We start from the raw sequence: 25074 nt of genomic DNA on the forward strand, positions 1-25074 counted from the left end.
ACTCCAAGCACCTCCGAAACAGCGAGACGCCGTAGCCCATGTCCAGAGGATTGAAAATCACGTTTGGCTCCCTGCTGACCGTGATAGTGCTCTACAGCCTGTTGGGGTTTTTCATCCTTCCGGGGATCGCCTTGCGAGTCGCGAATCAGCAACTGGCGAACTATTCGACGGCGCCCGCAAAAATCGAGCGTCTGGAGTTCAACCCTTACACACTCGAGCTGACCCTGTGGGGCCTGAACATCGGCACGCCAGGCCAGGAGCAGATCGCCTTCGAGAAGCTTTACGCCAATCTCCAATTCGACAGTCTCTGGACCCGCGCCCTGCACCTGCAACGCGTTGAGCTGCTCCAACCCAAGACCGAATTGCTGTTCGACAAGCAAGGCAAGCTGAACCTGGCGCAACTGTTTACATTCCCGGCCAGTGAGCCCGTCAAGGACGAGCCACCGAGCAAGCCGTTTCCGCTGCGTATCGACGAAATAAAACTGGCTGACGGTTACCTGCATTTCCGCGACCTGCGCCCCAGCGAACCCATCGAGTTTCTTTACGACAAGCTGAACTTCGAGCTGAAGAACCTCAGCACGCTGCCCGAAGACAATGCCGACATGACGCTGGTCGCCGCAGGCCCTGATGGCGGGCAGATCGACTGGGTGGGACGCATCAGCATCGTGCCGATCACCTCTGAAGGCACCCTGAAAGTCACTGACGGCAAGATGAAACTCTGGTGGCCTTACGTCCGTGACGCCCTGCCTCTGGCGCTTCAGGACGGCGTGCTGAATTTCAGCACCGCTTACACACTTGATCTGTCCAAGGAAACCGAACTCAAGCTGACCAACCTTTCTGCCAGTGTCGCTCCATTCGGGCTCAATGCACCCGACGGCCGCCCACTGGTGCGTCTCAAGCGTCTGGATGTCAGCGAAACCACGGTTGATCTGGCGCGGCAACACGTCAATGTCGGCAAAATCCGCAGCCAGGGCCTTGAAACCTGGGCAGCCCGTGAGGCGGACGGTCAGTTGGACTGGCAGAAGCTGTTTGCCAGCAAGCCCGGTAAACCCGCTGCACCGCAGAAACCGCCGGTCGATGAGAAAGCTGCAGAGCCTGCACCGGTCACCGATGCCTCGGCCAAGGCGACAGCCAGCTCCGGCAAGCCCGCAAAACCGTGGCAGGTAGTGCTGCGCGATGTTCAGCTTCGCAATTATCAGGTCCATCTGGCAGACCGCGTGCCCACAGAGCCTGTACTTCTGGATGTAGGCCCGCTGAATCTGGATGTGCAGAACTTCGACAGCCTCAACACGTCGCCTTTCACCCTCAAGCTCGACACCGGCCTGGGCAAGCAAGGTAATCTGACGGCAGCTGGCGAGGTCAATCTCAACCCGGTCACGGCGCGGTTGAACGTCACTACCCGTGACATCGATCTACGACTGGCGCAGTCCTACATCAGCCCGTTCATCAAGCTTGAAATGCGCAGCGGCATGCTGGGCAGTGATCTCGCCGTCAACCTGAAAAGCACCGAACCGCTGGCGTTCAGCGTGACCGGCAAGGCACAAGTCAGTCAGCTCCATACGCTTGATACCCTCAAGCAGCGCGATTTTCTCAAATGGGAGAAGCTTGATCTGGAGGGCCTGGACTATCAGCATGGCACCAGCCTGTCGATTGCCAAGGTCAACATGCTGCAGCCTTACGCGCGCTTCATGATCAACGACGACCGCACCACCAACGTCGATGACCTGCTGATTCCACAGCCCGAAGATAAAAAACCGGCGACGACGTCGAAAACAACTGCCAAAAACACACCCAAAGCTCCCAAAGAGAATCCTCTTGGTATTTACGTGGGTGAAGTGAACATCAAGGACGGCTCGGCCAACTTTGCCGACCTGACGCTGACGCCCAACTTCTCCACGGCCGTGCAGCAGCTCAACGGACGCATTGGCACCATCGACAATCGCCAGTCAAAACCGGCTCCGGTGAATATCGAAGGCAAGGTCGATCGCTACGCGCCAGTCACGATCAAAGGCAGTCTCAATCCATTCGACCCAATGGCCAGTCTGGACATCGCGACCAGCTTCAAACGCGTCGAACTGACAACGCTGACGCCCTACTCGGGCAAGTTCGCCGGTTTCAGGATTCGTAAGGGTCGACTCAATCTTGACTTGCATTACCTGATCACCAATGGCCAGTTGAAGGCGCAGAACAAGGTGCTGGTGGAGCAACTGCAACTGGGCGAAAAAGTGGACAGCCCGGATGCGGTCGATCTGCCGATCCGTCTCGCGGTCGCGCTGCTCAAGGACACTCAGGGCCGCATCTCCATTGAACTGCCGATTGAGGGTGATCTGAACAACCCGCAATTCAGCGTGATGCCGATTGTCTGGCAAACCTTGCGCAACCTGGTGCTGCGCGCGGCTCAGGCGCCGTTCAAGATGCTGGGCGGCCTGGTCTCCGGTGGCAGCTCAGAGGACCTCGGTAACGTGAGTTTTGCGCCCGGCTCAAGTGACCTGAGCGCCGACACGCAAAAGGCCCTGGACAAGCTCTCCGCCGCCCTCAAGGAGCGTCCAACCCTGAAGCTTGAGATCGAAGGCACCAGCGCGGCCAGCAGCGACGGCCCGCTGATCGCTCGGCAGCGGCTGGAGCGTGAGTATCAGGCCACCTACTACAAGATCCTGCAGCGTCGCGGCGACAAGGTGCCTGCCCGGCCAGGCATGCTCCAAGTACCGGACGACGAGAAGGCACCCATGCTGGAAGGCATCTACCGGGCGCGCCTGAAACAGCAGCCACCGGCCGAGTGGGCAAATCTGGGCAAGGAAGAACGCACCAACCAGATGCGTGCCGCCATGCTCAAGTTCTGGAGCGGCAATGAAGTCCTGTTACGCGAGCTGGGACAGAACCGCGCCAGCAGCATCAAGGATTATCTGGTCGACAAAGGAAAGCTCGAGGATGAGCGCGTCTACTTCGTCGATGCCCGCCTGGGTCAGGCGCAGGCGGACGGCAGTGTCATCAGCCCGTTGCATCTGGATAGCGAGTGAATATTTTGCACAAGCCACTTCGATTCTCGCTGTACATGGCCCTTGTCGCGATGACCGGGGCGACCACGCTCGACGCTCACGCGGCTTCGACCTTGCGTTGCGGCAGCCAGTTGGTCAGTACAGGGGACAGAACCTTCGAGGTTCAGCAGAAATGCGGCGAGCCTGTCAGCCAGCAGATCGTGAGCAGCAAAGAGGTTGTGAACTACTATCGTCAAACCGAAGAAGTCATTGTTGAAGAATGGGTCTACGGCCCCAGCCATGGCATGTACCAGTACTTGCGTTTTGTGGGCGGCCGACTGACCGAAATCCAGAGCAAGCGCGGCAACTGATTCCTTCATTGCCTTTTCCTTTCCCACAATAGAACAGGCCCCGACTCAAGAGCCGGGGCCTGTAATGGCTACATCCTTGTAGCCTCGCATGAACTTTCCATCGGTCAGATGACTGGGATGCTCATGGGCAGAAGCTGATTACTCAGCTTTCAGGCCAGCGGCAGAAACGTCTTTCACGCCTTTGATTTTCTTGGTGATTTCAACAGCCATTTTCTTCTGGCTATCGGTCACAGCGACTGTCGAGGACAGGGAAACCACGCCTTTGTTGGTCTCAACCTTGATGTCCGAACCCGGGATGCCTTTTTCAGTCAGCAGGTCAGCTTTGACTTTGGTGGTGATCCAGGTGTCAGAGGTATCTTCTTTGACTTCTTGAGTGGTGGTGTTAGCTGCCAGAACCATTGGAGATTGAACAGCGGTCTGTGCGAAAGCAGCGCCAGCCATGGTCAGAGTCAGGGTAGTAGCGGTAGCAGCAGCGATAACGAACTTCTTCATACGATAACTCCTGTTTTTCTCAAAATCTGCGCCAGCATGTGGCGGCAGGGTTATCAGGTATATCGCAAGGGGTGTGCCAATCTCCGAAAGCTTGATAAATCCAATAAAATCAATGAGTTGAAAATTAAGCCATTTTACGAAATCGTGCAGATTGCCCGCTTCGTCTCGTTTACGCATGCAAGATGCATGTTTGAATCATGCTGCGTGGAGCATGGTCTTGTAAGCCTTTAATTGCGCTGATAAAAAAAGGACCCCGAAGGGTCCTTTTTCAATGCAGCCTGATCAATCAGACGCCGGATGCTTTCGCAGCGGCTACGTCCTTGATCGACAGTTTGATACGGCCGCGGTTGTCCACGTCCAGTACCAGTACTTCAACTTCCTGACCTTCTTTCAGAATGTCGGTCACTTTCTCGACGCGAGCATCGCTCAGCATGGAGATGTGAACCAGACCGTCCTTGCCAGGCAGGATGTTGACGAATGCGCCGAAATCGACGATGCGCTCAACCTTGCCGACATAGATCTTGCCGATTTCCGCTTCTGCAGTGATACCCAGAACGCGCTGACGAGCTGCCTCGGCCGCTTCCTTGGATTCACCGAAGATCTTGATCGAGCCGTCGTCTTCGATATCGATCGAAGCCTTGGTCTCTTCACAGATTGCACGGATGGTCGCGCCGCCTTTACCGATGACGTCACGGATCTTGTCGGTGTCGATCTTCATCGCGATCATGGTCGGAGCGTTGGCCGACAGTTCGGTACGCGACTGACCGATGATCTGGTTCATCTGACCGAGGATGTTCAGGCGAGCTTCCAGGGCCTGGCCCAGGGCGATCTCCATGATCTCTTCGGTGATGCCCTTGATCTTGATGTCCATCTGCAGCGCGGTGACACCTTTGGCGGTACCGGCTACCTTGAAGTCCATGTCGCCCAGGTGGTCTTCGTCACCCAGGATGTCGGTCAGAACAGCGAACTTCTCGCCTTCCTTGACCAGACCCATGGCGATACCAGCAACCGGCGCCTTCATAGGTACGCCGGCGTCCATCAGTGCCAGGGAAGCACCGCAGACCGAAGCCATGGAGCTGGAGCCGTTGGACTCGGTGATTTCCGATACAACACGGATGGTGTACGGGAACACATCAGCGCCCGGCAGCATGGCCTGTACGCTGCGGCGTGCCAGACGGCCGTGACCGATTTCGCGACGGCCTGCGCCACCCATGCGACCACACTCGCCCACCGAGAACGGAGGGAAGTTGTAGTGCAGCATGAAGGGGTCTTTCTTTTCGCCTTCAAGGGTGTCGAGCAGCTGTGCGTCACGCGCAGTACCCAGCGTGGCAACGACCAGTGCCTGGGTTTCGCCGCGGGTGAACAGTGCCGAACCGTGAGTCTTTGGCAGAACGCCGACTTCAATGTTCAGAGGACGAACGGTGCGGGTGTCACGACCATCGATACGCGGCTTGCCGTTGACGATGTTTTCGCGAACGGTACGGTATTCGATTTCACCGAAAGCGGCTTTGACTTCGCTGGCAGACGGGCTGCCTTCTTCGACAGCCAGCTTGGCAACGATCTGCTCACGCAGCTCGCCCAGACGCGCGTAACGGTCGGCCTTGATGGTGATGGTGTAAGCCTGGGAGATCGCTTCACCGAATTCGGCACGGATCGCGCCCAGCAGTGCGGTCGCTTCAGGCTTCGGCTGCCAGGTCCAGGTAGGCTTGGCGGCTTCGGCAGCCAGCTCCTTGACTGCATTGATCACAACCTGGAACTCGTCGTGTGCGAACAGCACAGCGCCCAGCATCTGGTCTTCGGTCAGTTCCTTGGCTTCCGATTCAACCATCAGAACGGCTTCGGAAGTACCGGCTACAACCATGTCCAGGCTCGACGCCTGAAGCTGCTCGTAAGTCGGGTTCAGCAGGTAGCCGGTGCTCTCGTGGAAAGCAACGCGCGCAGCGCCGACCGGGCCATCGAACGGAATGCCGGAGATCGCCAGGGCAGCCGAAGTACCGATCATCGCAGCGATGTCCGGATCGGTTTTCTTGCTGGTGGAAACGACGGTGCAGACAACCTGCACTTCGTTCATGAAGCCTTCAGGGAACAGTGGGCGGATCGGGCGATCGATCAGACGCGAGGTGAGGGTTTCTTTCTCGGAAGGACGGCCTTCACGCTTGAAGAAACCGCCAGGAATTTTGCCGGCAGCGTAGGTCTTTTCCTGATAGTGCACAGACAGGGGGAAGAAGCCTTTGCTGGCGTCGGCTTGCTTGGCGCCGACAACAGTCACCAATACGCTGACGTCGTCGTCAACGGTGACCAATACTGCGCCGGAGGCCTGACGGGCGATACGGCCTGTCTCGAGGGTTACGGTCGATTGACCGAACTGAAACTTCTTGATTACCGGGTTCACGGTTTCCTACCTTTCTTTGTGGCTCTTGGGGAACTGGTTTCTTGCGAATTCTTGGGCAGCGTGGGGAATCGGCCCCTTCCACAGTCCAGATAAAACTTGAGGCTGGGAGCCTGCCCGAACCACCGGGTAAACCCGATGATTCGCGACAGACAACCAACCTCTAGCAACGTCGTTATTAGCGACGCAGACCCAGACGACCGATCAGGGCGCTGTAACGGCTAACGTCCTTACCTTTCAGGTAATCCAGCAGCTTGCGGCGCTGGTTTACCATACGGATCAGACCACGACGCGAGTGGTGGTCCTTACCGTTGGCCTTGAAGTGGCCTTGCAGTTTGTTGATGTTGGCGGTCAGCAGTGCAACTTGCACTTCTGGCGAACCCGTGTCACCAACAGCTTGCTGGTAGTCGGTTACGATCTGAGCTTTTTCTTCAACGCTGAGTGCCATGTGGGCAATCCTTTTATTCAAGGAACCGCTTCCGAAGAAACGTTTCCAACAGGCCGAGGACAGATCCTCGTATTAAAAAAAGAGGCTTGACCGTGCCTGTTGACAGCCATCCTCGTTCCCTCCCATCTGCAGGCTAGCCTGACGATGGACGGGTTCCGGTCACTCTGACCGAATCAATCGACGCGGCGCAATACGCCCGTCTTCACTGACTTCACCGATACCGATGAAGCGACCTTCATGATCCTGCACCCGCACCATGCCGAACTTTGGCGCGTCCGGTGCTCTCACTGGCTGACCATGCAACCAGTAGAACGAACTGTGCTCCGAAAACTTCAGCAGCGGCCAGTCCAGCAGACCACTGTCCGAAGGCATCAGAAAGCGGTCAACCGCTTCATTGCCACCGTCGGCATGCACCTGCTCAAGCTCTTCCAGCGTGACCGTCTGGGCCAGACTGAACGGTCCGGCCTGGGTACGACGCAGTTCTGCGACGTAGGCACCACAACCGAGCTGCTCACCGATATCCTCGACCAGGGTCCGGATATAGGTGCCTTTGCTGCAATCGACCGACAGACGTGCCGTGTCGCCTTCGCAGGCAAGCAATTCCAAGCGCGCAATAGTAACAGAACGGGGCTCGCGCTCCACTACTTCCCCTGCACGTGCCAGCTTGTAAAGAGGCTGTCCGTCCCGCTTGAGGGCGGAGTACATCGGCGGTATCTGGCTGATTTGCCCACGAAAAGCGGGCAATGCGGCGTCGATATCGTCACGACCAACGGTCACGGGACGCGTCAGCAGAACATCGCCTTCGGAGTCGCCCGTGGTCGTGGTCTTGCCGAGTTGCATCATGGTTTCGTAGGACTTGTCCGAATCGAGCAGGTATTGCGAAAACTTGGTGGCTTCACCGAAGCACAAGGGCAATACACCCGTTGCCAGCGGATCGAGGCTGCCGGTATGGCCAGCCTTCTCGGCATTGAGCAACCAGCGAACCTTCTGCAAGGCCGCGTTGGAGGTAAAACCCAGCGGCTTGTCGAGCAGGATGATCCCGCTGACGTTGCGGCGTATACGCTTGACCTGAGCCACCCTTTACTCCTCGGTACTTTCAGGCTTGACGCCTTGTGGCGCAGAACCTTCCTGGTGCTGCCCGTCTTCGGCCACGGCCCGCTCGATCAATGCCGAGAGGTGGGCGCCACGCACGACGCTTTCGTCGTAGTGGAAGTGCAACTGCGGCACGCTGCGCAGCTTCATTTCACGCGCCAGCTGCATGCGCAGGAAGCCTGCGGCAGAGTTGAGCACCTTGATGCTCTGCGCGATTTCCTCAGCGCTGTCCTGGCCCATGACGGTCATGAAAATCTTGGCATGACCCACGTCGCGGCTGACATCGACAGCGGTGATGGTGACCAGACCCACACGAGGGTCCTTGATTTCGCGACGGATCAGCTGAGCCAGCTCGCGCTGCATCTGATCGCCAATACGTTGGGTGCGGCTATATTCTTTTGCCATGTTTGTTACCTGTTACTGATCCGGGACCAAACCCTGACAGTCTGAAAGCGGCAAACGCCCGGCCTGACAAATGCCAGACCGGGCGTTGCGTTGAGAGCCCATGATGAAGACAGCGGCATTTGCATGCGATGTTTCACCATGGCTCCTGAAGCTCGCGATTTAGAGGCTGCGAGCCACTTGGACCTTCTCGAAGACTTCGATCTTGTCACCGACCTTGACGTCGTTGTAGCTCTTGACGCCGATACCGCATTCCATGCCGGCACGCACTTCGGCAGCGTCGTCCTTGAAGCGGCGCAGGGATTCCAGCTCGCCTTCAAAGATAACGATGTCTTCACGCAGTACGCGGATTGGACGGTTACGGTGAACAACGCCTTCCAGCACCATACAACCCGCGATCGCGCCGAATTTCGGCGAACGGAACACATCGCGGACTTCGGCGATACCCAGGATGTTCTCCCGGACGTCGCTGCCAAGCATGCCGGTGAGGGCCTTCTTGACGTCTTCGATGATGTCGTAGATCACGTTGTAGTAACGCATGTCCAGACCTTCCTGTTCGACGATCTTGCGAGCGCCGGCATCGGCACGCACGTTGAAGCCGAACAGTACAGCGTTGGAGGCCAGTGCCAGGTTGGCGTCGCTCTCGGTGATACCACCGACACCGCCACCGACTACGCGCACTTGCACTTCATCGTTACCCAGGCCGCCGAGGGCGCCCTGCAATGCTTCCAGAGAACCGCGGACGTCGGATTTGAGGACGATGTTGAGCGTCTTCTTCTCTTCCTGACCCATGTTCTCGAAGATGTTTTCGAGCTTGCCGGCATGAGCGCGAGCCAGTTTGACCTCGCGGAACTTGCCTTGGCGGAACAGAGCGACTTCACGGGCTTTCTTCTCGTCAGCCAGTACAGACATCTCGTCGCCAGCGTCCGGCGTGCCATCAAGACCCAGGATTTCGACCGGAATCGAAGGACCTGCTTCTTTGACCGGCTTGCCGTTCTCGTCGAGCATGGCGCGGATACGACCGAAGTTCGAACCGACCAGAACCATGTCGCCCTGACGCAGCGTACCGTCCTGAACCAGAACCGTCGCAACCGGGCCACGGCCCTTGTCCAGACGGGACTCGACAACCACACCACGGCCAGGAGCCGACGGCGTTGCCTTGAGTTCCAGAACTTCGGCCTGCAGCAGAACGGCTTCGAGCAGTTCGTCAACGCCGGTACCCATCTTCGCGGAGACCGATACGAACGGCGTATCACCGCCCCACTCTTCGGATGTCACGCCATGAACCGACAACTCGCTACGGATGCGATCGAGATCTGCGCCCGGCTTGTCGATCTTGTTCACGGCAACCACCAGAGGCACGCCAGCAGCCACAGCATGCTGAACCGCTTCGATGGTCTGTGGCATCACGCCGTCGTCCGCCGCAACCACAAGGATCACGATGTCCGTCGCCTTGGCACCACGGGCACGCATTGCGGTAAACGCAGCGTGGCCCGGGGTGTCGAGGAAGGTGACCATGCCGCGCTCGGTTTCAACGTGGTAGGCACCGATGTGCTGGGTGATACCACCGGCTTCGCCAGCAGCGACCTTGGCACGACGAATGTAGTCGAGCAGGGAAGTCTTACCGTGGTCAACGTGGCCCATTACGGTCACGACAGGTGCACGGGAGAACGTCTCGCCTTCGAACTTCAGCGATTCAGCCAGGGAATCTTCCAGGGCGTTGTCGCTGACCAGCGTGACCTTGTGGCCCAGCTCTTCGGCGATCAACTGGGCAGTTTCCTGATCCAGTACCTGGTTGATGGTCACCGGAGTGCCCATCTTGAACATGAACTTGATGACTTCGGCAGCCTTGACCGACATCTGCGCAGACAATTCGCCGACAGTGATGGTCTCGCCGATGGCAACGTCACGAACCACAGGGCCGGTAGGGCTCTGGAAACCGTGCGCATTGCGCTTCTTCAGCTTGGACTTGCCACGACCACCACGACGGAAACCATCGCTTTCTTCGTCGGTAGTGCGAGGGGCAACGCGTGGAGCCGGAGCCTTCTCTTTGACCGAAGCGCGATGAGGCGCGTTCTTGCGGTCGCCATCGCCACCACGGGCATTGCGATCATCGGCGCGCGGCTTGTCCGGGCGACGCTGGTCGTCACGCTTGCGGACTTCAACAGTCGGCGTAGCGTTCGGATGTGCCGGAGCAGGAGCCGCCGACGCTTCACGCGCAGGCTCGGCAGCGGCAACAGGCTGGGCAGCTGCGGGTGCAGGTTGCTCGGCAGTCTGTGCAGCAGCAGGCTGGCGCGGCGCATCTTCTTCGCGACGCTTGGCTTCTTCTTCAGCCTTTTGACGTGCGGCATTTTCTACCGCACGGCGCTCGTCCATCTCACGCTTGCGCTCGGCTTCGATTTCTTCCGGGCTGCGCTGTACGAAGACTTTCTTCTTGCGCACTTCAACGCTGATGCTCTTGCTGCCAGCAACGCGCAGGGTGCTGGTGGTCTTGCGCTGCAAAGTGATCTTGCGCGGCTCTTCCACCTTGGCCTTGTGACCGCTTTTCAAATGCGTCAACAGGGCTTGTTTTTCGTTATCGGTCACAACTTGCTCGGCGGCGGTGTGCGGCAGACCTGCCTCACGCATCTGCTGTAACAGGCGCTCTACCGGTGTGTCGACCACTTTGGCCAGTTCTTTCACCGTGACTTGCGTCATGCACTTCTCTCCTCAGGCCGCGCCTACTTACTCGAACCAATGGGCTCGGGCGGCCATGATCAACTTGCCGGCACGATCATCGTCAATGCCGTCGATGTCGAGCAGGTCATCTATAGACTGCTCGGCCAGGTCTTCGCGGGTAACTACGCCGCGCACCGCCAGTTCCATCGCCAAATCCTTGTCCATACCCTCAAGCGAGAGCAGGTCTTCGGCCGGATGGGCGTCTGCCAGCTTTTCCTCAGTAGCGATGGCTTTAGTCAACAAACGATCCTTGGCACGAGCGCGAAGCTCGTTGACGATGTCTTCGTCAAAGCCGTCGATGTTGAGCATTTCTTCCAACGGTACGTAGGCAATCTCTTCCAGGCTGGTAAAGCCTTCATCAACCAGAACCTGTGCCAGTTCTTCATCGACTTCCAGCTCTTCGATGAAGTTGCGCAGGATGTCACCGGTTTCAGCTTGCTGCTTGGCCTGGATGTCCGATTCGGTCATTACGTTCAGGGTCCAGCCAGTCAACTGACTTGCCAGACGCACGTTCTGACCGCCACGACCAATCGCCTGGGCCAGGTTGTCCGCGCCAACCGCGATGTCCATTGCATGCGCATCTTCATCTACGATGATTGCCGCTACTTCAGCAGGGGACATTGCATTGATCACGAACTGTGCCGGGTTATCGTCCCAAAGCACGATATCCACACGCTCACCACCCAACTCACCGGAAACGGCCTGAACTCGCGAACCACGCATGCCGATGCAGGCGCCTTGCGGATCGATTCGTTTGTCCTTGGAGCGAACAGCGATTTTTGCACGCGAACCCGGGTCACGGGAGGCAGCCATCACCTCGATCAGACCTTCGGCAATTTCCGGTACTTCGATACGGAAAAGCTCGATCAGCATCTCTGGCGCAGTACGCGACAGGATCAGCTGAGGGCCACGGTTTTCGGTGCGGATTTCCTTGAGCAGCGCTCGAACGCGAACACCCACCCGGAAAGTCTCCCGGGAAATGATGTCTTCACGAGCCAGCAGTGCTTCGGCATTGTTGCCAAGGTCAACGATGACATTGTCACGCGTAACCTTTTTGACAGTACCGGAAATGATTTCGCCCAGACGCTCGCGGTAGGCGTCGACAACCTGAGCACGCTCAGCCTCACGAACCTTCTGCACAATGACTTGCTTGGCGGTCTGCGCGGCAATACGGCCGAACTCGATGGAGTCGATTTTCTCTTCGATCAGATCGCCGGCAACGGCGCCCGGCTTTTTGGCCTGGGCCTGATCAACAGCCAACTCGTAGGCCGGATCGTCCAGATCTTCGTCTTCGACCACTGTCCAGCGACGGAAAGTCTCGTAGTTACCCGTGTGACGGTTGATCTCCACACGCAGTTCAACTTCATCTTCAAAACGCTTCTTGGTAGCAGTGGCAAGCGCCAGCTCCAGTGCTTCGAAAATTACACCTGCCGGAACGCCCTTTTCATTGGACACCGACTCAACAACCAGCAGTACTTCTTTGCTCATCGTACGCCTCGCCTTTCGCAAGCCATTGGATCCGCGGGATCCGCAGTATCTGGCACGTCTCAGTCAAACGTGGGAATAATGTTGGCCTTGTCGATCAAGTCGATCGGCAACAGGTATTCGTGGTCTTCTACATGCACCACGACGTCCTGCTCCTCCACCCCGCGGAGAAGGCCTTGAAAGTTGCGTCGGCCATCGAAGGGCGAGCGCAGCTTTATTTTCACTTGTTCCCCAGCGTGCAAAGCAAACTGTTCAAGAGTGAACAGTGGGCGGTCCATGCCGGGAGAAGACACCTCAAGCGTGTATTCGGCAGCGATTGGATCTTCTACGTCCAACACACCACTGATCTGGCGACTGACGATTTCGCAGTCCTCCACCAGAACACCACCTTCCTTGTCGATATAAATGCGCAGCAGTGAATGTCGGCCCTGGGAAAGAAACTCTATTCCCCAGCATTGATAGCCAAGAGCCTCGACCACCGGGGCCAACAAGGCCTGCAACTGTTCTAGCTTGCTCGACACCTGAACCCCCTCGTGCATGCTTTAAAAATAAAAAAATGGGCAAAAGCCCATCCATGAGAACGCCGCTGAACATCGACGTCATGTACTGTCCAGCTAACAAAAAGCCCCTGAAAAGGGGCTCCGCTAAAACTGGTTGCGGGGGCTGGATTTGAACCAACGACCTTCGGGTTATGAGCCCGACGAGCTACCAAGCTGCTCCACCCCGCGACAAAGCTGGGGCGGAAGTATACGACCGATCCATCTATGGGTCAATCGAACATCCACCTACAAGAAAGCCCGCTAGTGCGGGCTCTCCTGTTCAATTGGTACCGAGAAGGGGACTCGAACCCCTACACCCTATGGGCACAACCACCTCAAGGTTGCGTGTCTACCAATTCCACCACCTCGGCATTACAACTCTTTTTGGCGACCTCAAGAACATCGCCCGAATTCTTTTACTTCTGCTCTGGAGCCTGAGGTACGTCAGCTGGAACAACGGCTGGCTTTTGCCCTTCGAGCACCGGCACATCATCTGCCGCCGGCTTTTGCTTCACTTCCAATACCGCTGGATCTGGCAACCCTACTTGAGTCAGCTGTTGAGCTTTCTCTTTAGCAAAGTAACCTAACCCCAAGCTGGTTATGAAAAAACATGCCGCAAGTATAGCAGTAAACTTACTCAGAAAGGTAGAGGTTCCTTGCCCTCCGAAGACAGTATTTGATGCACCTGCTCCGAAAGACGCACCTGCGTCCGCACCTTTACCCTGCTGCAGCAATACCAGAGCAACAACGCCCAGAGCGCCCAACAGATGAAAAACGACTACGACTGTTTCCAGCATTTTTTCAGTTTCCCGCGGCGCGACAGATCGCACCGAACTCATCTGCATTCAGGGAGGCACCACCAATGAGCCCCCCATCGATATCCGGCATGCTGAATAACTCGACCGCATTGGTCGACTTAACGCTGCCGCCATAAAGAAGTCGCACGCCTTGTGCGACTTCGGCATTCTTTTCCGCCAGCCTGGCGCGAATGGCTGCGTGAACTTCCTGCGCCTCTTCAGGCGAAGCAGTCAATCCGGTGCCAATGGCCCAGACCGGCTCGTACGCGATAACCGCATTCACGAACGCTTCAACACCAAACTCGGCAATGACGCTGTCCAGCTGGCGACCGACCACTTCAAGTGTCTGGCCCGCCTGACGCTCTTCCAGGGTTTCACCAATGCAAAGCACCGGTGTAAGACCTTCTGCCTGGATGGCTGCAAACTTGCGATTAAGCACATCGTCCTGCTCGCCAATCAACTGACGACGCTCGGAGTGCCCTACCAACACCAGCTTGCAACCCGCATCAGCCAACTGACTCGATGCAACTTCGCCTGTCAGTGCGCCCTGCGCAGCCTGTATCGCTGCATCCTGAGCGCCGACAATGATCGACGTCGCTTCAAGCGCCTGAATCACCTGACCGATGAACAGACTCGAAGGCATCACAGCAACATCAACGTTGCCCGGCATCGATTGCAGGGCAAGACCCTTGATCAGCTCAGCGACGCTGGCGCGGGTACCGTGCATTTTCCAGTTACCAGCTACCATTGGGCGACGCATGCTACACCTCGTGGGTCAAAGTGGGCGCAGATGTTACCCAACACTTAGAGCACTGGCAAGCCGAAATCAGGCGCAAACTTCAGCAACCAGTTTTGCCAGCTCTTCAGCATGGGCCCTGACCTGGGATTCGTCTTCACCTTCGACCATGACACGGACCAATGGCTCGGTGCCGGACTTGCGCAGCAGAACCCTGCCACGCCCCGCCATCTGCTCGGTCACCCGCGCACAGGCCTCCTGAACGGACGGATGCGAAACGGGGTCGACACCGTCTCCACCAAAACGAACATTGATCAGGATCTGTGGGCACTTGCGCAGCCTCAGACGCGCTTCCGCGAGGCTGATGTCACTGCGACGCAATGCCAGAATCACCTGCAGCGCGGCGATGATCGCATCACCCGTGGTGGCATGCTGGAAGCAGACGATATGCCCGGAGTTCTCCCCACCGACCTGCCAGTTACGCTCAAGCAATTCGGCGATGACATAACGGTCACCGACGTTGGCGCGCACGAACGGAATATTCTGCTCGGCCAGGGCCAGCTCAAGACCCAGGTTACTCATCAGCGTCCCGACCACTCCGCCCTGTAAGCGTCCACGTTCGTGCAGATCGCGAGCGATGATGTACAGCAGTTCGTCACCATCGACGATGGTGCCCGTGTGATCGACCATCAGGACCCGATCGCCATCACCGTCGAAGCCGATACCCATGTCAGCCTTCTCGGCCAGCACGGCAGCCTGTAGCGCCTCCATATGGGTAGAGCCACAGTCCTTGTTGATGTTGAGACCGTCAGGCTGAGCCGACAGCACGATAACCTGTGCGCCCAGCTCACGAAACACGTTGGGCGCGACCTTGTACGTCGCACCGTGTGCGCAATCGATAACAACTTTCAAACCGGCAAAGTCGGTACTGGTAGGAACACTGCTCTTGCAGAACTCGATGTAACGGCCAGCGGCGTCGTTGATGCGGGAGACCTTGCCCAGGTTCTCGGACTCGGCAACGGTCATTGGCGCGTCGAGCAGTTCCTCGATCATCATTTCGATCTCGTCCGGCAGTTTCGTACCCTGCCCGGAAAAGAACTTGATGCCGTTGTCGTAATGAGGGTTGTGCGAAGCGCTGATCACGATGCCAGCCTCGGCGTGGAAGGTGCGCGTCAGGTAGGCAATGGCCGGCGTCGGCATCGGACCCAGCAGCATCACATCGGCACCGGCGGCGGACAACCCGGCCTCGAGTGCCGACTCGAACATATAGCCCGAGATGCGCGTGTCCTTACCGACCAGGATCCGGCAGGTACCCAGCTTGCGGAAAGCCATGCCCGCCGCCCAGCCCAGCTTGAGCATGAAATCGGGAGTGATCGGGAACTGGCCAACACGACCGCGAATGCCGTCGGTTCCGAAATATTTTCTGGTAGTCATGGATGCCCCACTGTTGTTATTCAGCTGCTTCGACAGCTGCAATCATGCGCACCACGTCGGCCGTTTCGGCGACATCGTGCACACGCAAGATTCTTGCACCTTTGGTCATGGCCAGTGCGGCCAACGCCAACCCACCTATCAGTCGCTCGCCCACAGGACGACCCAGAACCGCGCCGATCATGCTTTTGCGTGACACACCCACCAGCAGCGGGCGACCCAGAGCATGCAGCGCCTCCATGTGCCTGAACAGGCTGAGATTGTGCTCCAGCGTTTTCGCAAAGCCGAAACCGGGATCAAGAATGATACGGTCTTTGGGGATGCCTGCCGCCTCGCATCGCTCCATGCGATCAGCCAGGAAGGCACTCACTTCGCCGACGAGGTCCTGATAATGCGGATTATCCTGCATGTCGCCCGGCTCGCCCAGCATATGCATGAGACAGACCGGCAGACCGGTCGCGGCAGCCGCCTCCAGCGCACCTGGACGCCGCAACGAGCGGACATCGTTGATAAGCCCGGCGCCCAGTCTGGCGGACTCTACGATAACCTCAGGGGTCGACGTATCGACGGAGATGATGACGTCCAGCTCTTGAGCAATGCGCTCGACAACCGGCGCGACACGATCGACCTCCTCGGCAGGCGAAACAGGACGAGCCCCTGGACGCGTGGATTCGCCACCCACATCAATCAGCGTAGCGCCCGCAGCAACCATTTCTTGCGCATGACGCAAGGCCGCATCGAGCTGGCTGTAGCGGCCGCCGTCAGAAAAAGAGTCAGGGGTTGCATTGAGAATGCCCATCACATGCGTATGGGCCAAATCAAGAACCCGGTTGCCGCAAGGCAACCGGGTTGGGTACAGCGCAGAAGTCATGTCAGACCTTAATGTTCAGCAGCCGGGCCACCGATCGGTGTTTCCGGGCGAGGATCAGGGGTGATCGGCGTACCTTTGGTACCCGAACCGCCTTCCCAATCCCGCGGCTCGCGCGGCGGACGACCCGACATGATGTCGTCGATCTGATCGGCATCGATGGTTTCATACTTCATCAGCGCGTCTGCCATGGCATCGAGCTTGTCACGGTTGTCCGTAAGCAGCTGCTTTGCGGTGCCGTAGCAGAGGTCGATGATGCTGCGAACCTCGGAGTCGATCAGCTTGGCCGTCTCTCCGGAGAAGTTGGAGTTCTGACTGCCGCCACGACCCAGATAACCGGCGTCTTCATCCTCGGAATACATCAAAGGACCCAGTTTTTCCGACAGACCCCATTTGGTCACCATGTTCCGCGCAATCTGACTCGCACGCATGATGTCGTTGGAAGCGCCAGTCGTGACGCCATCAAAGCCAAGTGTCATCTCTTCAGCGATACGACCGCCGTACAGCGAGCAGATCTGACTGATCAGCGCACGCTTCGACAGGCTGTAACGATCTTCTTCCGGCAGGAACATGGTCACGCCCAGCGCACGACCGCGCGGGATGATCGACACCTTGTAAACCGGGTCATGCTCAGGCACCAGACGACCAACGATAGCGTGACCCGCTTCGTGGTAGGCCGTGTTCTGCTTTTCCTTCTCGGACATGACCATCGATTTGCGCTCGGCGCCCATCATGATCTTGTCCTTGGCCAGTTCGAACTCTTTCATCTCGACGATGCGCTTGCCGGAGCGAGCAGCAAAGAGTGAAGCCTCGTTGACCAGATTGGCCAGGTCGGCACCCGAGAAGCCAGGTGTGCCGCGAGCGATGACGCCAGGATTCACATCCTCGCCCATCGGAACCTTGCGCATGTGAACCTTGAGAATCTGTTCGCGGCCACGGATGTCCGGCAGACCGACCACAACCTGACGGTCGAAACGGCCCGGACGCAGCAGCGCAGGGTCAAGTACGTCAGGACGGTTGGTCGCAGCGATGACGATGATGCCGTCATTCATTTCGAAACCGTCCATCTCAACCAGCAACTGGTTGAGAGTCTGCTCGCGCTCGTCATGACCACCGCCCATGCCAGCGCCACGATGGCGACCGACAGCGTCGATTTCGTCAATGAAGATGATGCATGGCGCGTGTTTCTTGGCCTGTTCGAACATGTCACGAACGCGGCTCGCACCAACACCCACGAACATCTCAACGAAGTCGGAGCCGGAAATGGTGAAGAACGGCACTTTCGCTTCGCCAGCGATGGCTTTGGCGATCAGCGTCTTGCCGGTACCCGGAGGACCGACCATCAGCACGCCGCGGGGAATTCGACCACCCAGACGCTGGAACTTGCCTGGATCGCGGAGGAATTCAACGAGCTCGCCGACTTCTTCCTTGGCTTCGTCACAACCTGCAACGTCAGCCAGGGTGGTCTTGACCTGATCTTCGGACAGCAGACGCGCCTTGCTCTTGCCAAAGCTCATAGGGCCGCCTTTACCACCGGCTCCGCCCTGCATCTGGCGCATGAAGAACATGAAGACCGCGATGATCACCAGAATCGGGAAGCTGGCGACCAGCAACTGTGTCCAGATGCTCTGCTGCTCAGGCTGCTTGCCTTCAACAACCACGTTGTTGTCGACCAGATCGCCGATCAGACCGTTGTCCTGGATAGCCGGACGAATGGTCTTGAAGGTATCGCCATCGCTGCGCTTGCCAGTGATGACGTAGCCGTCGACGGAAACCTTCTCAACCTTGCCATCCTTCACTTGCTGGATGAACTCGGAGTAATTGAGGGTCTGCGGCTCGTTCGGGCTGGAGAAGTTGTTCATCACCGTCACAAGGACAGCAGCGATGATCAACCACAGGATCAAATTCTTTGCCATATCGTTCAATTAGCTACCCTCTGAAGCAAGCTCCACGCAGCAAGCGTGCCTCGCATGATATTCACCGGCCTAACTTACTACAGAACCTACAGATGTGGCAGGCGACGTCTGTAACCCTTTGTGAAACTTTGACTACGCGATGTTCGAACATGCTGCATCGACAACGCTATTTAAAAAAAGCTATCGCTCTGTGTCAGAGACGCTCATCGCTGGCAGCGCCTTCGATGCCTTTGAAGCCACGCCCCAGCAGGTACTGCTCGCGGGAACGGTCGCGTGAGGACAAGGGTTTGCGCATCTGTACCTTGTCGAACAGTTTGCGAATGTCCTTGTGGTACACATCGAAACCCTCACCCTGGAAGACCTTGATGAGGAAATCGCCACCCGGACGCAGAACCCGCCCGGCCAGATCAAGCGCCAGTTCGCAAAGAAACATTGCACGCGGCATGTCGACAGCGCTCAATCCACTCATATTGGGGGCCATATCGGAAATCACAAGGTCTACCTGTGTATTACCGACTGCTTCCAGAATTTGCGCGAGCACAGCGTCTTCGGTGAAGTCGCCCTGAATGAAGGTCACATCAGGGATGCTGTCCATCTCAAGGATGTCGGAAGCGATCAGGCGGCCTTGACCGCCAATCAGACGACTGGTCACCTGCGACCAGCCTCCAGGCGCGGCGCCGAGGTCGATCACGGTCATGCCGGGACGGATGATCTTGTCCTTTTCCTGGATCTCGAGAAGCTTGTAACTGGCACGCGAACGGTAGCCGTCCTTCTGCGCCATTTTGACGTACTTGTCGTCGAAGTGTTCTTTGAGCCAGTTATGGCTTGTCTTGGAACGGGCCACGGGGCACCTCAAAAATAAACGAGTCGTGATTAACTGGGCGGTCCCGGACTCGCTCGGGTAAACTGGCCGCCGCTTTTTACAAGATCAGACGCAGAGGTCAGATTATGCCGCTCACTCAAGAGCAGAAGAAACAATACAAATCCATTGGCCACCACCTGAAACCGGTATTGATCGTGGCTGACAATGGTTTGACTGAAGGTGTGCTGGCAGAGCTTGAACGCGCACTGAGCGATCATGAGCTGATCAAGATCAAGCTCAACATCCTCGACCGCGAGAGCCGCCTGCAGGCCATTGCAGAAATCTGCAAAGTCGGCTCGGCCGACCTGGTTCAGGTCATCGGCAAAATGGCGTTGATCTATCGCAAGAACCCAAAGGTAAACAAGCTGTTGTCCAACGTCCACCGCGCGCACTAAAAAAAACAGAAGCCAGGGCCGCTTTCAGCGCGCCCTGCTCCTGATTCTCTCGCACCAAACTATCGAACAGGCTACCGCCAGACCCTTCAAGGCCAGAACCCTGAAGGCTGACAGGTTGCGCCCGCCATAAGCGGGCACCGAGCCTTAGATGTGACGAACCTCGACGATTTCGTACTCGATCACGCCGCTGGGCGTTTTCACGACAACGACGTCGCCCTCTTCCTTGGCGATCAAGGCGCGGGCGATGGGCGAACCCACCGAAATCTTGCCCTTCTTGATGTCCGCCTCATCCTCACCGACGATCTGATACGTGACGCTCTCGTCCGTTTCAACGTTGGCGATTTCCACGGTCGTGCCGAAAATCACCTTGCCGGTGTGAGGAATGGTGGTGACGTCGATCACCACGGCATTCTGCATACGGCCTTCGATGTCACGGATACGCGCCTCGACCATGCCCTGCTGCTCGCGCGCAGCATGGTATTCAGCATTTTCCTTCAGGTCGCCCAGCTCCCGCGCCGTGCCGATGTCCTGGCTCAGCTTGGGACGGACCACCTTGGTCAGATGCGTCAATTCTTCTTCCAGGGCGCGAGCGCCCTGAACAGTCATTGGGTATTTGATCATGCCTTCAATCCTGCATGGAGATCCTGCAAGCGACGTACAGTCTTCTCTGGACCGAACTTGAGCGCTTCGCAGATGGCTTCGCCTGCTGCAATAGTAGTGGTGCAGTAAATCTTGTGCTGCAAGGCGTTGCGACGAATGGAATAGGAGTCCGCGATCGACTGACGGCCTTCGGTGGTGTTGATGATCAGGGTGACTTCGTCATTCTTGATCATGTCGACCACGTGCGGACGACCTTCGGTGACCTTGTTGACGCGGCGAACCTTCAAGCCCGCTGCTTCGATCAGCTTGGCGGTACCCGCCGTCGCAACGATCTGGAAGCCAAGACTGATCAGGTCACGCGCGACACCCGCCACCAAAGGCTTGTCATCGTCACGAACGCTGATGAATGCGGTGCCACCGGTCGGCAGCACTTCGCTGGCGCCCATCTGAGCCTTGGCGAACGCTTCACCAAAGGTGTCGCCCACGCCCATCACTTCACCGGTCGACTTCATCTCTGGGCCGAGGATCGGGTCAACACCCGGGAACTTGGCGAACGGGAACACTGCTTCTTTCACACTGTAGAAATTAGGAATGATTTCCTTGGTGAAGTTCAGCTCTTTCAGGGTTTTGCCTGCCATCACGCGCGCAGCGATCATGGCCAGGGAAACACCGATGCACTTGGACACGAACGGCACGGTACGCGATGCACGCGGGTTGACTTCAATGACGTAGATGTCTTCGCCCTGCAAGGCCAACTGCACGTTCATCAGGCCGACAACGCCCAGTTCCAGCGCCATCTTCTTGACCTGTTCGCGCATCTCGTCCTGGATGTGAGCCGGCAGCGAGTAAGGCGGCAGCGAGCACGCGGAGTCACCGGAGTGAACGCCCGCCTGTTCGATGTGCTGCATGATCGCGCCGATCACAACGTCGGTGCCATCGCAGACAGCATCGACGTCCATTTCGATGGCGCAGTTCAGGAAGTGGTCCAGCAGCACCGGACTGTCGTTGGAGACCTGAACCGCTTCACGCAGGTAACGCTTGAGTTCGTCTTCCTGGTAAACGATCTCCATCGCACGACCACCCAGTACATAGGATGGACGCACGACCAGCGGGTAACCAATCTTGGCGGCAGCACGAATCGCTTCGTCTTCGCTGCGCACAGTTGCGTTTGGCGGCTGACGCAGATTCAGACGCTCGACCATCTGCTGGAAGCGCTCACGGTCTTCTGCACGGTCGATGGCGTCAGGGCTGGTGCCGATGATCGGCACGCCTGCGGCCTCCAGAGCACGAGCCAGTTTCAGCGGCGTCTGGCCACCGTACTGGACGATCACACCCTTCGGCTTCTCGACGCGCACGATTTCCAGTACGTCTTCCAGCGTGACCGGCTCGAAGTACAGACGATCGGACGTGTCGTAATCGGTGGAAACGGTTTCCGGGTTGCAGTTGACCATGATGGTCTCGTACCCGTCGTCACGCAGCGCCAGAGCGGCGTGTACGCAGCAGTAGTCGAACTCGATGCCCTGGCCGATACGGTTTGGACCGCCGCCCAGAATCATGATCTTGTCGCGCGTCGAAGGGTTGGCTTCGCACTCTTCTTCGTACGTCGAGTACAGGTACGCGGTGTCGGTCGCGAACTCGGCTGCGCAGGTGTCGACGCGCTTGTAGACCGGGAACACTTCCAGCTTGTGGCGATGTGTACGCAGGTTCTTCTCGGTCACGCCCAGCAGCTTGGCCAGACGGGCATCGGAGAAGCCCTTGCGCTTGAGGCGGAACATCAGGTCGCGGTCGATGGCCGACAGACCCAGCGTCTTGACCTTCTCTTCGTCCTTGATCAGATCTTCGATCTGGACCAGGAACCAGGGGTCAATCATGTTCATGGCGAAGATATCTTCGACGCTCATGCCGGCGCGGAAGGCGTCAGCGACGTACCAGATACGCTCGGCACCCGGAACGGTCAGCTCACGCTTGAGCGTGCTCATGCTTTCCGGATGGCTCAGATCAAGCTTCGGATCAAGGCCGCAGACGCCCACTTCCAGACCACGCAGAGCTTTCTGCAGGGATTCCTGGAAGGTGCGACCGATGGCCATGACTTCACCCACCGATTTCATCTGGGTGGTCAGGCGAGCATCGGCCTTGGCGAACTTCTCGAACGCAAAGCGCGGCAGCTTGGTGACGACGTAGTCGATGGATGGCTCGAACGAAGCCGGGGTCTTGCCGCCGGTGATGTCGTTGGACAGCTCGTCCAGCGTGTAGCCAACAGCCAGCTTGGCCGCGATTCTGGCAATCGGGAAACCGGTCGCCTTGGAAGCCAGTGCCGAGGAACGCGAAACACGCGGGTTCATCTCGATCACGACCATGCGGCCAGTATCCGGGCAGATACCGAACTGAACGTTGGAGCCACCGGTTTCAACGCCGATCTCGCGCAGTACCGCCAGGGAGGCGTTACGCAGGATCTGGTATTCCTTGTCGGTCAGGGTCTGTGCTGGCGCCACAGTGATCGAGTCACCGGTGTGCACGCCCATCGGGTCGAAGTTTTCGATGGAGCAGACAATGATGCAGTTGTCCTTTTTGTCGCGGACAACTTCCATCTCGTACTCTTTCCAGCCGATCAGCGATTCGTCGATCAGCAGTTCCTTGGTTGGCGACAGGTCCAGACCACGGGCGCAGATTTCTTCGAACTCTTCACGGTTGTAAGCGATACCGCCACCGGTGCCGCCCATGGTGAAGGACGGGCGGATGATGCAAGGGAAGCCGAGGCGCTCAAGAACAGCATTGGCTTCTTCCATCGAGTGGGCGATGCCGGAACGCGGGCAGTCAAGACCGATGGATTTCATCGCCTTGTCGAAACGCGAACGGTCTTCAGCCTTGTCGATGGTGTCAGCGTTGGCACCGATCATTTCGACGCCGAACTTCTCCAGAACGCCTTCGCGCTCCAGGTCCAGCGCACAGTTCAGCGCAGTCTGGCCGCCCATGGTTGGCAGCAGTGCGTCCGGACGCTCTTTCTCGATGATCTTGGCAACGGTCTGCCACTTGATCGGCTCGATGTAGGTGGCGTCGGCCATGGCCGGGTCGGTCATGATGGTGGCCGGGTTGGAGTTCACCAGGATGACGCGGTAACCCTCCTCGCGCAGAGCCTTGCAGGCCTGGGCGCCGGAGTAGTCGAATTCACAGGCCTGGCCGATCACGATGGGGCCGGCGCCGAGAATCAGGATGCTTTTAATATCTGTACGTTTTGGCATGGGTTGTCACTCAAATCCGCAGGTCAGTCGGCAAGCCGTCTTGAACATTTCATGGAGGTGGCCTGGGTGGCAGCGACCGGATGTGTTGTCCGGGTCCAGCCAGGTCACCTGCTTACTACAGTCTCAAGGCAACCGGTCAGCGTCGCTTGGCCATGGCTTCGATAAAGCGGTCAAACAGCGGCGCGACGTCGCTCGGGCCAGGGCTGGCTTCAGGGTGACCCTGGAAGCTGAAGGCGCTCTTGTCGGTACGCTCGATACCCTGAAGGGTGCCGTCGAACAGCGACTTGTGGATGGCGCGCACGTTGGCTGGCAGCGTGGCTTCGTCTACCGCGAAACCGTGGTTCTGGCTGGTGATCATGACGACACCGGTGTCCAGATCCTGAACCGGGTGGTTGGCACCGTGGTGGCCGTGACCCATTTTTACGGTCTTGGCGCCGGAGGCCAGCGCGAGTAGCTGGTGACCCAGGCAGATGCCGAATACCGGGGTTTCGGTTTCCAGCACTTCCTTGATCGCAGTGATCGCGTAATCGCAAGGCTCTGGATCGCCAGGACCGTTGGACAGGAACACGCCGTCCGGGTTGTAGGCCAGAACGTCCCTGGCAGGCGTCTGCGCCGGAACCACGGTCACGCGGCAGCCGCGCTCGACCAGCATGCGCAGGATGTTCAGCTTCACACCGTAATCGTAGGCAACCACGTGGTAAGGCAGCTCGGAAGCAGCGATTTCAGCATGGCTGTCGGTCTTCAGGTCCCAGACGCTGGAACGCCATTCATAGGTGTCCTTGGTGCTGACTTCCTTGGCCAGATCCATGCCCTTGAGCCCTGGGAAGCCGCGCGCGGCTGCAATGGCGGCTTCTTCAGAGATGTTGTCACCGGCCATGATGCAGCCGTTCTGTGCGCCTTTCTCACGCAGGATGCGGGTCAGGCGACGGGTGTCGATACCGGCGATGGCGACAACGTTATTGGCTTTCAGGTAATCGTCCAGCGACATCTTGTTACGCCAGTTGCTGGCGACCAGAGGCAGGTCACGGATGACCAGACCTGCGGACCAGACGCGATCAGACTCTGCGTCCTCAGGTGTGGTGCCGGTATTGCCGATATGGGGGTAAGTCAGGGTAACGATCTGCTGGGCATAGGAAGGATCGGTAAGGATTTCCTGATAGCCTGTCATTGCGGTGTTGAACACCACCTCACCAACGGTCTGACCGTCGGCTCCAATGGCTTCGCCGCGAAAAATGCTGCCATCAGCAAGGGCGAGTATGGCTGGCTTAGTCAAGAAGACCTCCCGTAAATAAAGCCTGAAAGGGCGTTCGCAGGTTGCA

20 protein-coding genes and 2 tRNA genes are annotated in these 25074 nt (G+C 58.0%); 3 read left to right on the plus strand and 19 right to left on the minus strand.

Going from position 1 to position 25074, the window contains the following annotated elements:
- Nucleotides 1-38: 38 nt before the first annotated feature.
- A complete protein-coding gene (locus tag QRN20_RS15180; RefSeq protein WP_285360690.1) occupies nt 39-3017 on the plus strand; it encodes a DUF748 domain-containing protein in 2979 nt (992 codons plus the stop codon).
- Nucleotides 3018-3067: 50 nt separating this feature from the next.
- A complete protein-coding gene (locus QRN20_RS15185; RefSeq protein ID WP_088236454.1) occupies nt 3068-3346 on the plus strand; it encodes a DUF2845 domain-containing protein in 279 nt (92 codons plus the stop codon).
- A gap of 138 nt (nt 3347-3484) precedes the next feature.
- On the opposite strand, the gene QRN20_RS15190 is transcribed toward QRN20_RS15185, so the two are convergent.
- The 16 genes from QRN20_RS15190 to rlmE all read right to left on the minus strand — a co-directional run bounded on the left by QRN20_RS15190 (nt 3485) and on the right by rlmE (nt 19503).
- Nucleotides 3485-3838, minus strand: coding sequence for a BON domain-containing protein (locus tag QRN20_RS15190; protein ID WP_004879967.1), 354 nt, complete (start codon nt 3836-3838; stop codon nt 3485-3487).
- Between the two features lie 286 nt (nt 3839-4124).
- On the minus strand, nt 4125-6230 hold the full coding sequence (gene pnp / locus QRN20_RS15195) for a polyribonucleotide nucleotidyltransferase (protein ID WP_004879969.1): 2106 nt from the start codon (nt 6228-6230) through the stop codon (nt 4125-4127).
- 175 nt (nt 6231-6405) lie between these two features.
- Nucleotides 6406-6675 (minus strand): 30S ribosomal protein S15, encoded by a 270-nt coding sequence (gene rpsO, locus QRN20_RS15200; protein ID WP_002555121.1) that lies wholly within the window; start codon nt 6673-6675, stop codon nt 6406-6408.
- A gap of 159 nt (nt 6676-6834) precedes the next feature.
- Nucleotides 6835-7752, minus strand: coding sequence for a tRNA pseudouridine(55) synthase TruB (gene truB / locus QRN20_RS15205; protein ID WP_088235948.1), 918 nt, complete (start codon nt 7750-7752; stop codon nt 6835-6837).
- Nucleotides 7753-7755: 3 nt separating this feature from the next.
- Complete coding sequence (gene rbfA / locus QRN20_RS15210) at nt 7756-8172, minus strand: 30S ribosome-binding factor RbfA (protein WP_004879974.1); 417 nt, start codon at nt 8170-8172, stop codon at nt 7756-7758.
- A 159-nt stretch (nt 8173-8331) separates the two neighbouring features.
- Nucleotides 8332-10866 carry a translation initiation factor IF-2 gene (gene infB / locus QRN20_RS15215; protein WP_025996626.1) on the minus strand — a complete coding sequence of 845 codons (2535 nt, stop codon included), beginning with the start codon at nt 10864-10866 and terminating at the stop codon, nt 8332-8334.
- A 27-nt stretch (nt 10867-10893) separates the two neighbouring features.
- The gene (nusA, locus tag QRN20_RS15220; protein WP_004879977.1) at nt 10894-12375 is read right to left on the minus strand and encodes a transcription termination factor NusA; all 1482 of its coding nucleotides are present in this window, start codon (nt 12373-12375) and stop codon (nt 10894-10896) included.
- 59 nt (nt 12376-12434) lie between these two features.
- Nucleotides 12435-12893 (minus strand): ribosome maturation factor RimP, encoded by a 459-nt coding sequence (gene rimP, locus QRN20_RS15225; protein WP_004879978.1) that lies wholly within the window; start codon nt 12891-12893, stop codon nt 12435-12437.
- Between the two features lie 130 nt (nt 12894-13023).
- Nucleotides 13024-13100: transfer RNA gene (locus tag QRN20_RS15230), tRNA-Met, on the minus strand.
- Between the two features lie 96 nt (nt 13101-13196).
- Nucleotides 13197-13282, minus strand: a tRNA-Leu gene (locus QRN20_RS15235).
- Nucleotides 13283-13327: 45 nt separating this feature from the next.
- Nucleotides 13328-13708, minus strand: a complete 381-nt coding sequence (gene secG / locus QRN20_RS15240; RefSeq protein ID WP_004879981.1) for a preprotein translocase subunit SecG — start codon at nt 13706-13708, stop codon at nt 13328-13330.
- A 4-nt stretch (nt 13709-13712) separates the two neighbouring features.
- The gene (gene tpiA, locus QRN20_RS15245) at nt 13713-14468 is read right to left on the minus strand and encodes a triose-phosphate isomerase (protein WP_069143061.1); all 756 of its coding nucleotides are present in this window, start codon (nt 14466-14468) and stop codon (nt 13713-13715) included.
- 66 nt (nt 14469-14534) lie between these two features.
- On the minus strand, nt 14535-15878 hold the full coding sequence (gene glmM / locus QRN20_RS15250) for a phosphoglucosamine mutase (protein WP_029244467.1): 1344 nt from the start codon (nt 15876-15878) through the stop codon (nt 14535-14537).
- Nucleotides 15879-15894: 16 nt separating this feature from the next.
- Nucleotides 15895-16746 (minus strand): dihydropteroate synthase, encoded by an 852-nt coding sequence (gene folP, locus QRN20_RS15255; protein WP_122490520.1) that lies wholly within the window; start codon nt 16744-16746, stop codon nt 15895-15897.
- Between the two features lie 8 nt (nt 16747-16754).
- The gene (gene ftsH / locus QRN20_RS15260; protein WP_004879987.1) at nt 16755-18659 is read right to left on the minus strand and encodes an ATP-dependent zinc metalloprotease FtsH; all 1905 of its coding nucleotides are present in this window, start codon (nt 18657-18659) and stop codon (nt 16755-16757) included.
- 193 nt (nt 18660-18852) lie between these two features.
- Nucleotides 18853-19503 carry a 23S rRNA (uridine(2552)-2'-O)-methyltransferase RlmE gene (gene rlmE / locus QRN20_RS15265; protein WP_004879989.1) on the minus strand — a complete coding sequence of 217 codons (651 nt, stop codon included), beginning with the start codon at nt 19501-19503 and terminating at the stop codon, nt 18853-18855.
- Nucleotides 19504-19607: 104 nt separating this feature from the next.
- On the opposite strand from rlmE, the gene QRN20_RS15270 reads away from it, so the two are divergent.
- Nucleotides 19608-19916: a YhbY family RNA-binding protein gene (locus QRN20_RS15270; protein ID WP_088235950.1), complete on the plus strand. Its 309-nt coding sequence runs from the start codon at nt 19608-19610 to the stop codon at nt 19914-19916.
- Between the two features lie 144 nt (nt 19917-20060).
- Here QRN20_RS15270 and greA read toward each other — a convergent pair whose 3' ends face one another.
- The 3 genes from greA to carA all read right to left on the minus strand — a co-directional run bounded on the left by greA (nt 20061) and on the right by carA (nt 25028).
- Complete coding sequence (gene greA, locus QRN20_RS15275) at nt 20061-20537, minus strand: transcription elongation factor GreA (protein WP_004879992.1); 477 nt, start codon at nt 20535-20537, stop codon at nt 20061-20063.
- Entirely contained in the window at nt 20534-23755 is a 3222-nt protein-coding gene (gene carB, locus QRN20_RS15280) for a carbamoyl-phosphate synthase large subunit (protein ID WP_025996621.1), read from the minus strand. The genes greA and carB overlap by 4 nt, the downstream gene beginning before the upstream one ends.
- Nucleotides 23756-23891: 136 nt before the next feature.
- Nucleotides 23892-25028 carry a glutamine-hydrolyzing carbamoyl-phosphate synthase small subunit gene (gene carA, locus QRN20_RS15285; protein WP_122517429.1) on the minus strand — a complete coding sequence of 379 codons (1137 nt, stop codon included), beginning with the start codon at nt 25026-25028 and terminating at the stop codon, nt 23892-23894.
- Nucleotides 25029-25074: the final 46 nt, after the last annotated feature.

The organism is Pseudomonas sp. fls2-241-TYG-175, from assembly GCF_030209155.1.
In the GTDB taxonomy this organism is placed as follows: Bacteria; Pseudomonadota; Gammaproteobacteria; order Pseudomonadales; family Pseudomonadaceae; genus Aquipseudomonas; species Aquipseudomonas viridiflava.

Coding starts and splice junctions, on each gene's coding strand:
- nusA (WP_004879977.1), bottom strand. CDS start 12,375: ATGAGCAAAGAAGTACTGCTGGTTGTTGAGTCGGTGTCCAATGAAAAG.
- rbfA (WP_004879974.1), bottom strand. CDS start 8,172: ATGGCAAAAGAATATAGCCGCACCCAACGTATTGGCGATCAGATGCAG.
- QRN20_RS15270 (WP_088235950.1), top strand. CDS start 19,608: ATGCCGCTCACTCAAGAGCAGAAGAAACAATACAAATCCATTGGCCAC.
- ftsH (WP_004879987.1), bottom strand. CDS start 18,659: ATGGCAAAGAATTTGATCCTGTGGTTGATCATCGCTGCTGTCCTTGTG.
- carB (WP_025996621.1), bottom strand. CDS start 23,755: ATGCCAAAACGTACAGATATTAAAAGCATCCTGATTCTCGGCGCCGGC.
- QRN20_RS15185 (WP_088236454.1), top strand. CDS start 3,068: ATGACCGGGGCGACCACGCTCGACGCTCACGCGGCTTCGACCTTGCGT.
- QRN20_RS15180 (WP_285360690.1), top strand. CDS start 39: ATGTCCAGAGGATTGAAAATCACGTTTGGCTCCCTGCTGACCGTGATA.
- secG (WP_004879981.1), bottom strand. CDS start 13,708: ATGCTGGAAACAGTCGTAGTCGTTTTTCATCTGTTGGGCGCTCTGGGC.
- tpiA (WP_069143061.1), bottom strand. CDS start 14,468: ATGCGTCGCCCAATGGTAGCTGGTAACTGGAAAATGCACGGTACCCGC.
- folP (WP_122490520.1), bottom strand. CDS start 16,746: ATGACTTCTGCGCTGTACCCAACCCGGTTGCCTTGCGGCAACCGGGTT.
- QRN20_RS15190 (WP_004879967.1), bottom strand. CDS start 3,838: ATGAAGAAGTTCGTTATCGCTGCTGCTACCGCTACTACCCTGACTCTG.
- glmM (WP_029244467.1), bottom strand. CDS start 15,878: ATGACTACCAGAAAATATTTCGGAACCGACGGCATTCGCGGTCGTGTT.
- infB (WP_025996626.1), bottom strand. CDS start 10,866: ATGACGCAAGTCACGGTGAAAGAACTGGCCAAAGTGGTCGACACACCG.
- rpsO (WP_002555121.1), bottom strand. CDS start 6,675: ATGGCACTCAGCGTTGAAGAAAAAGCTCAGATCGTAACCGACTACCAG.
- greA (WP_004879992.1), bottom strand. CDS start 20,537: ATGATCAAATACCCAATGACTGTTCAGGGCGCTCGCGCCCTGGAAGAA.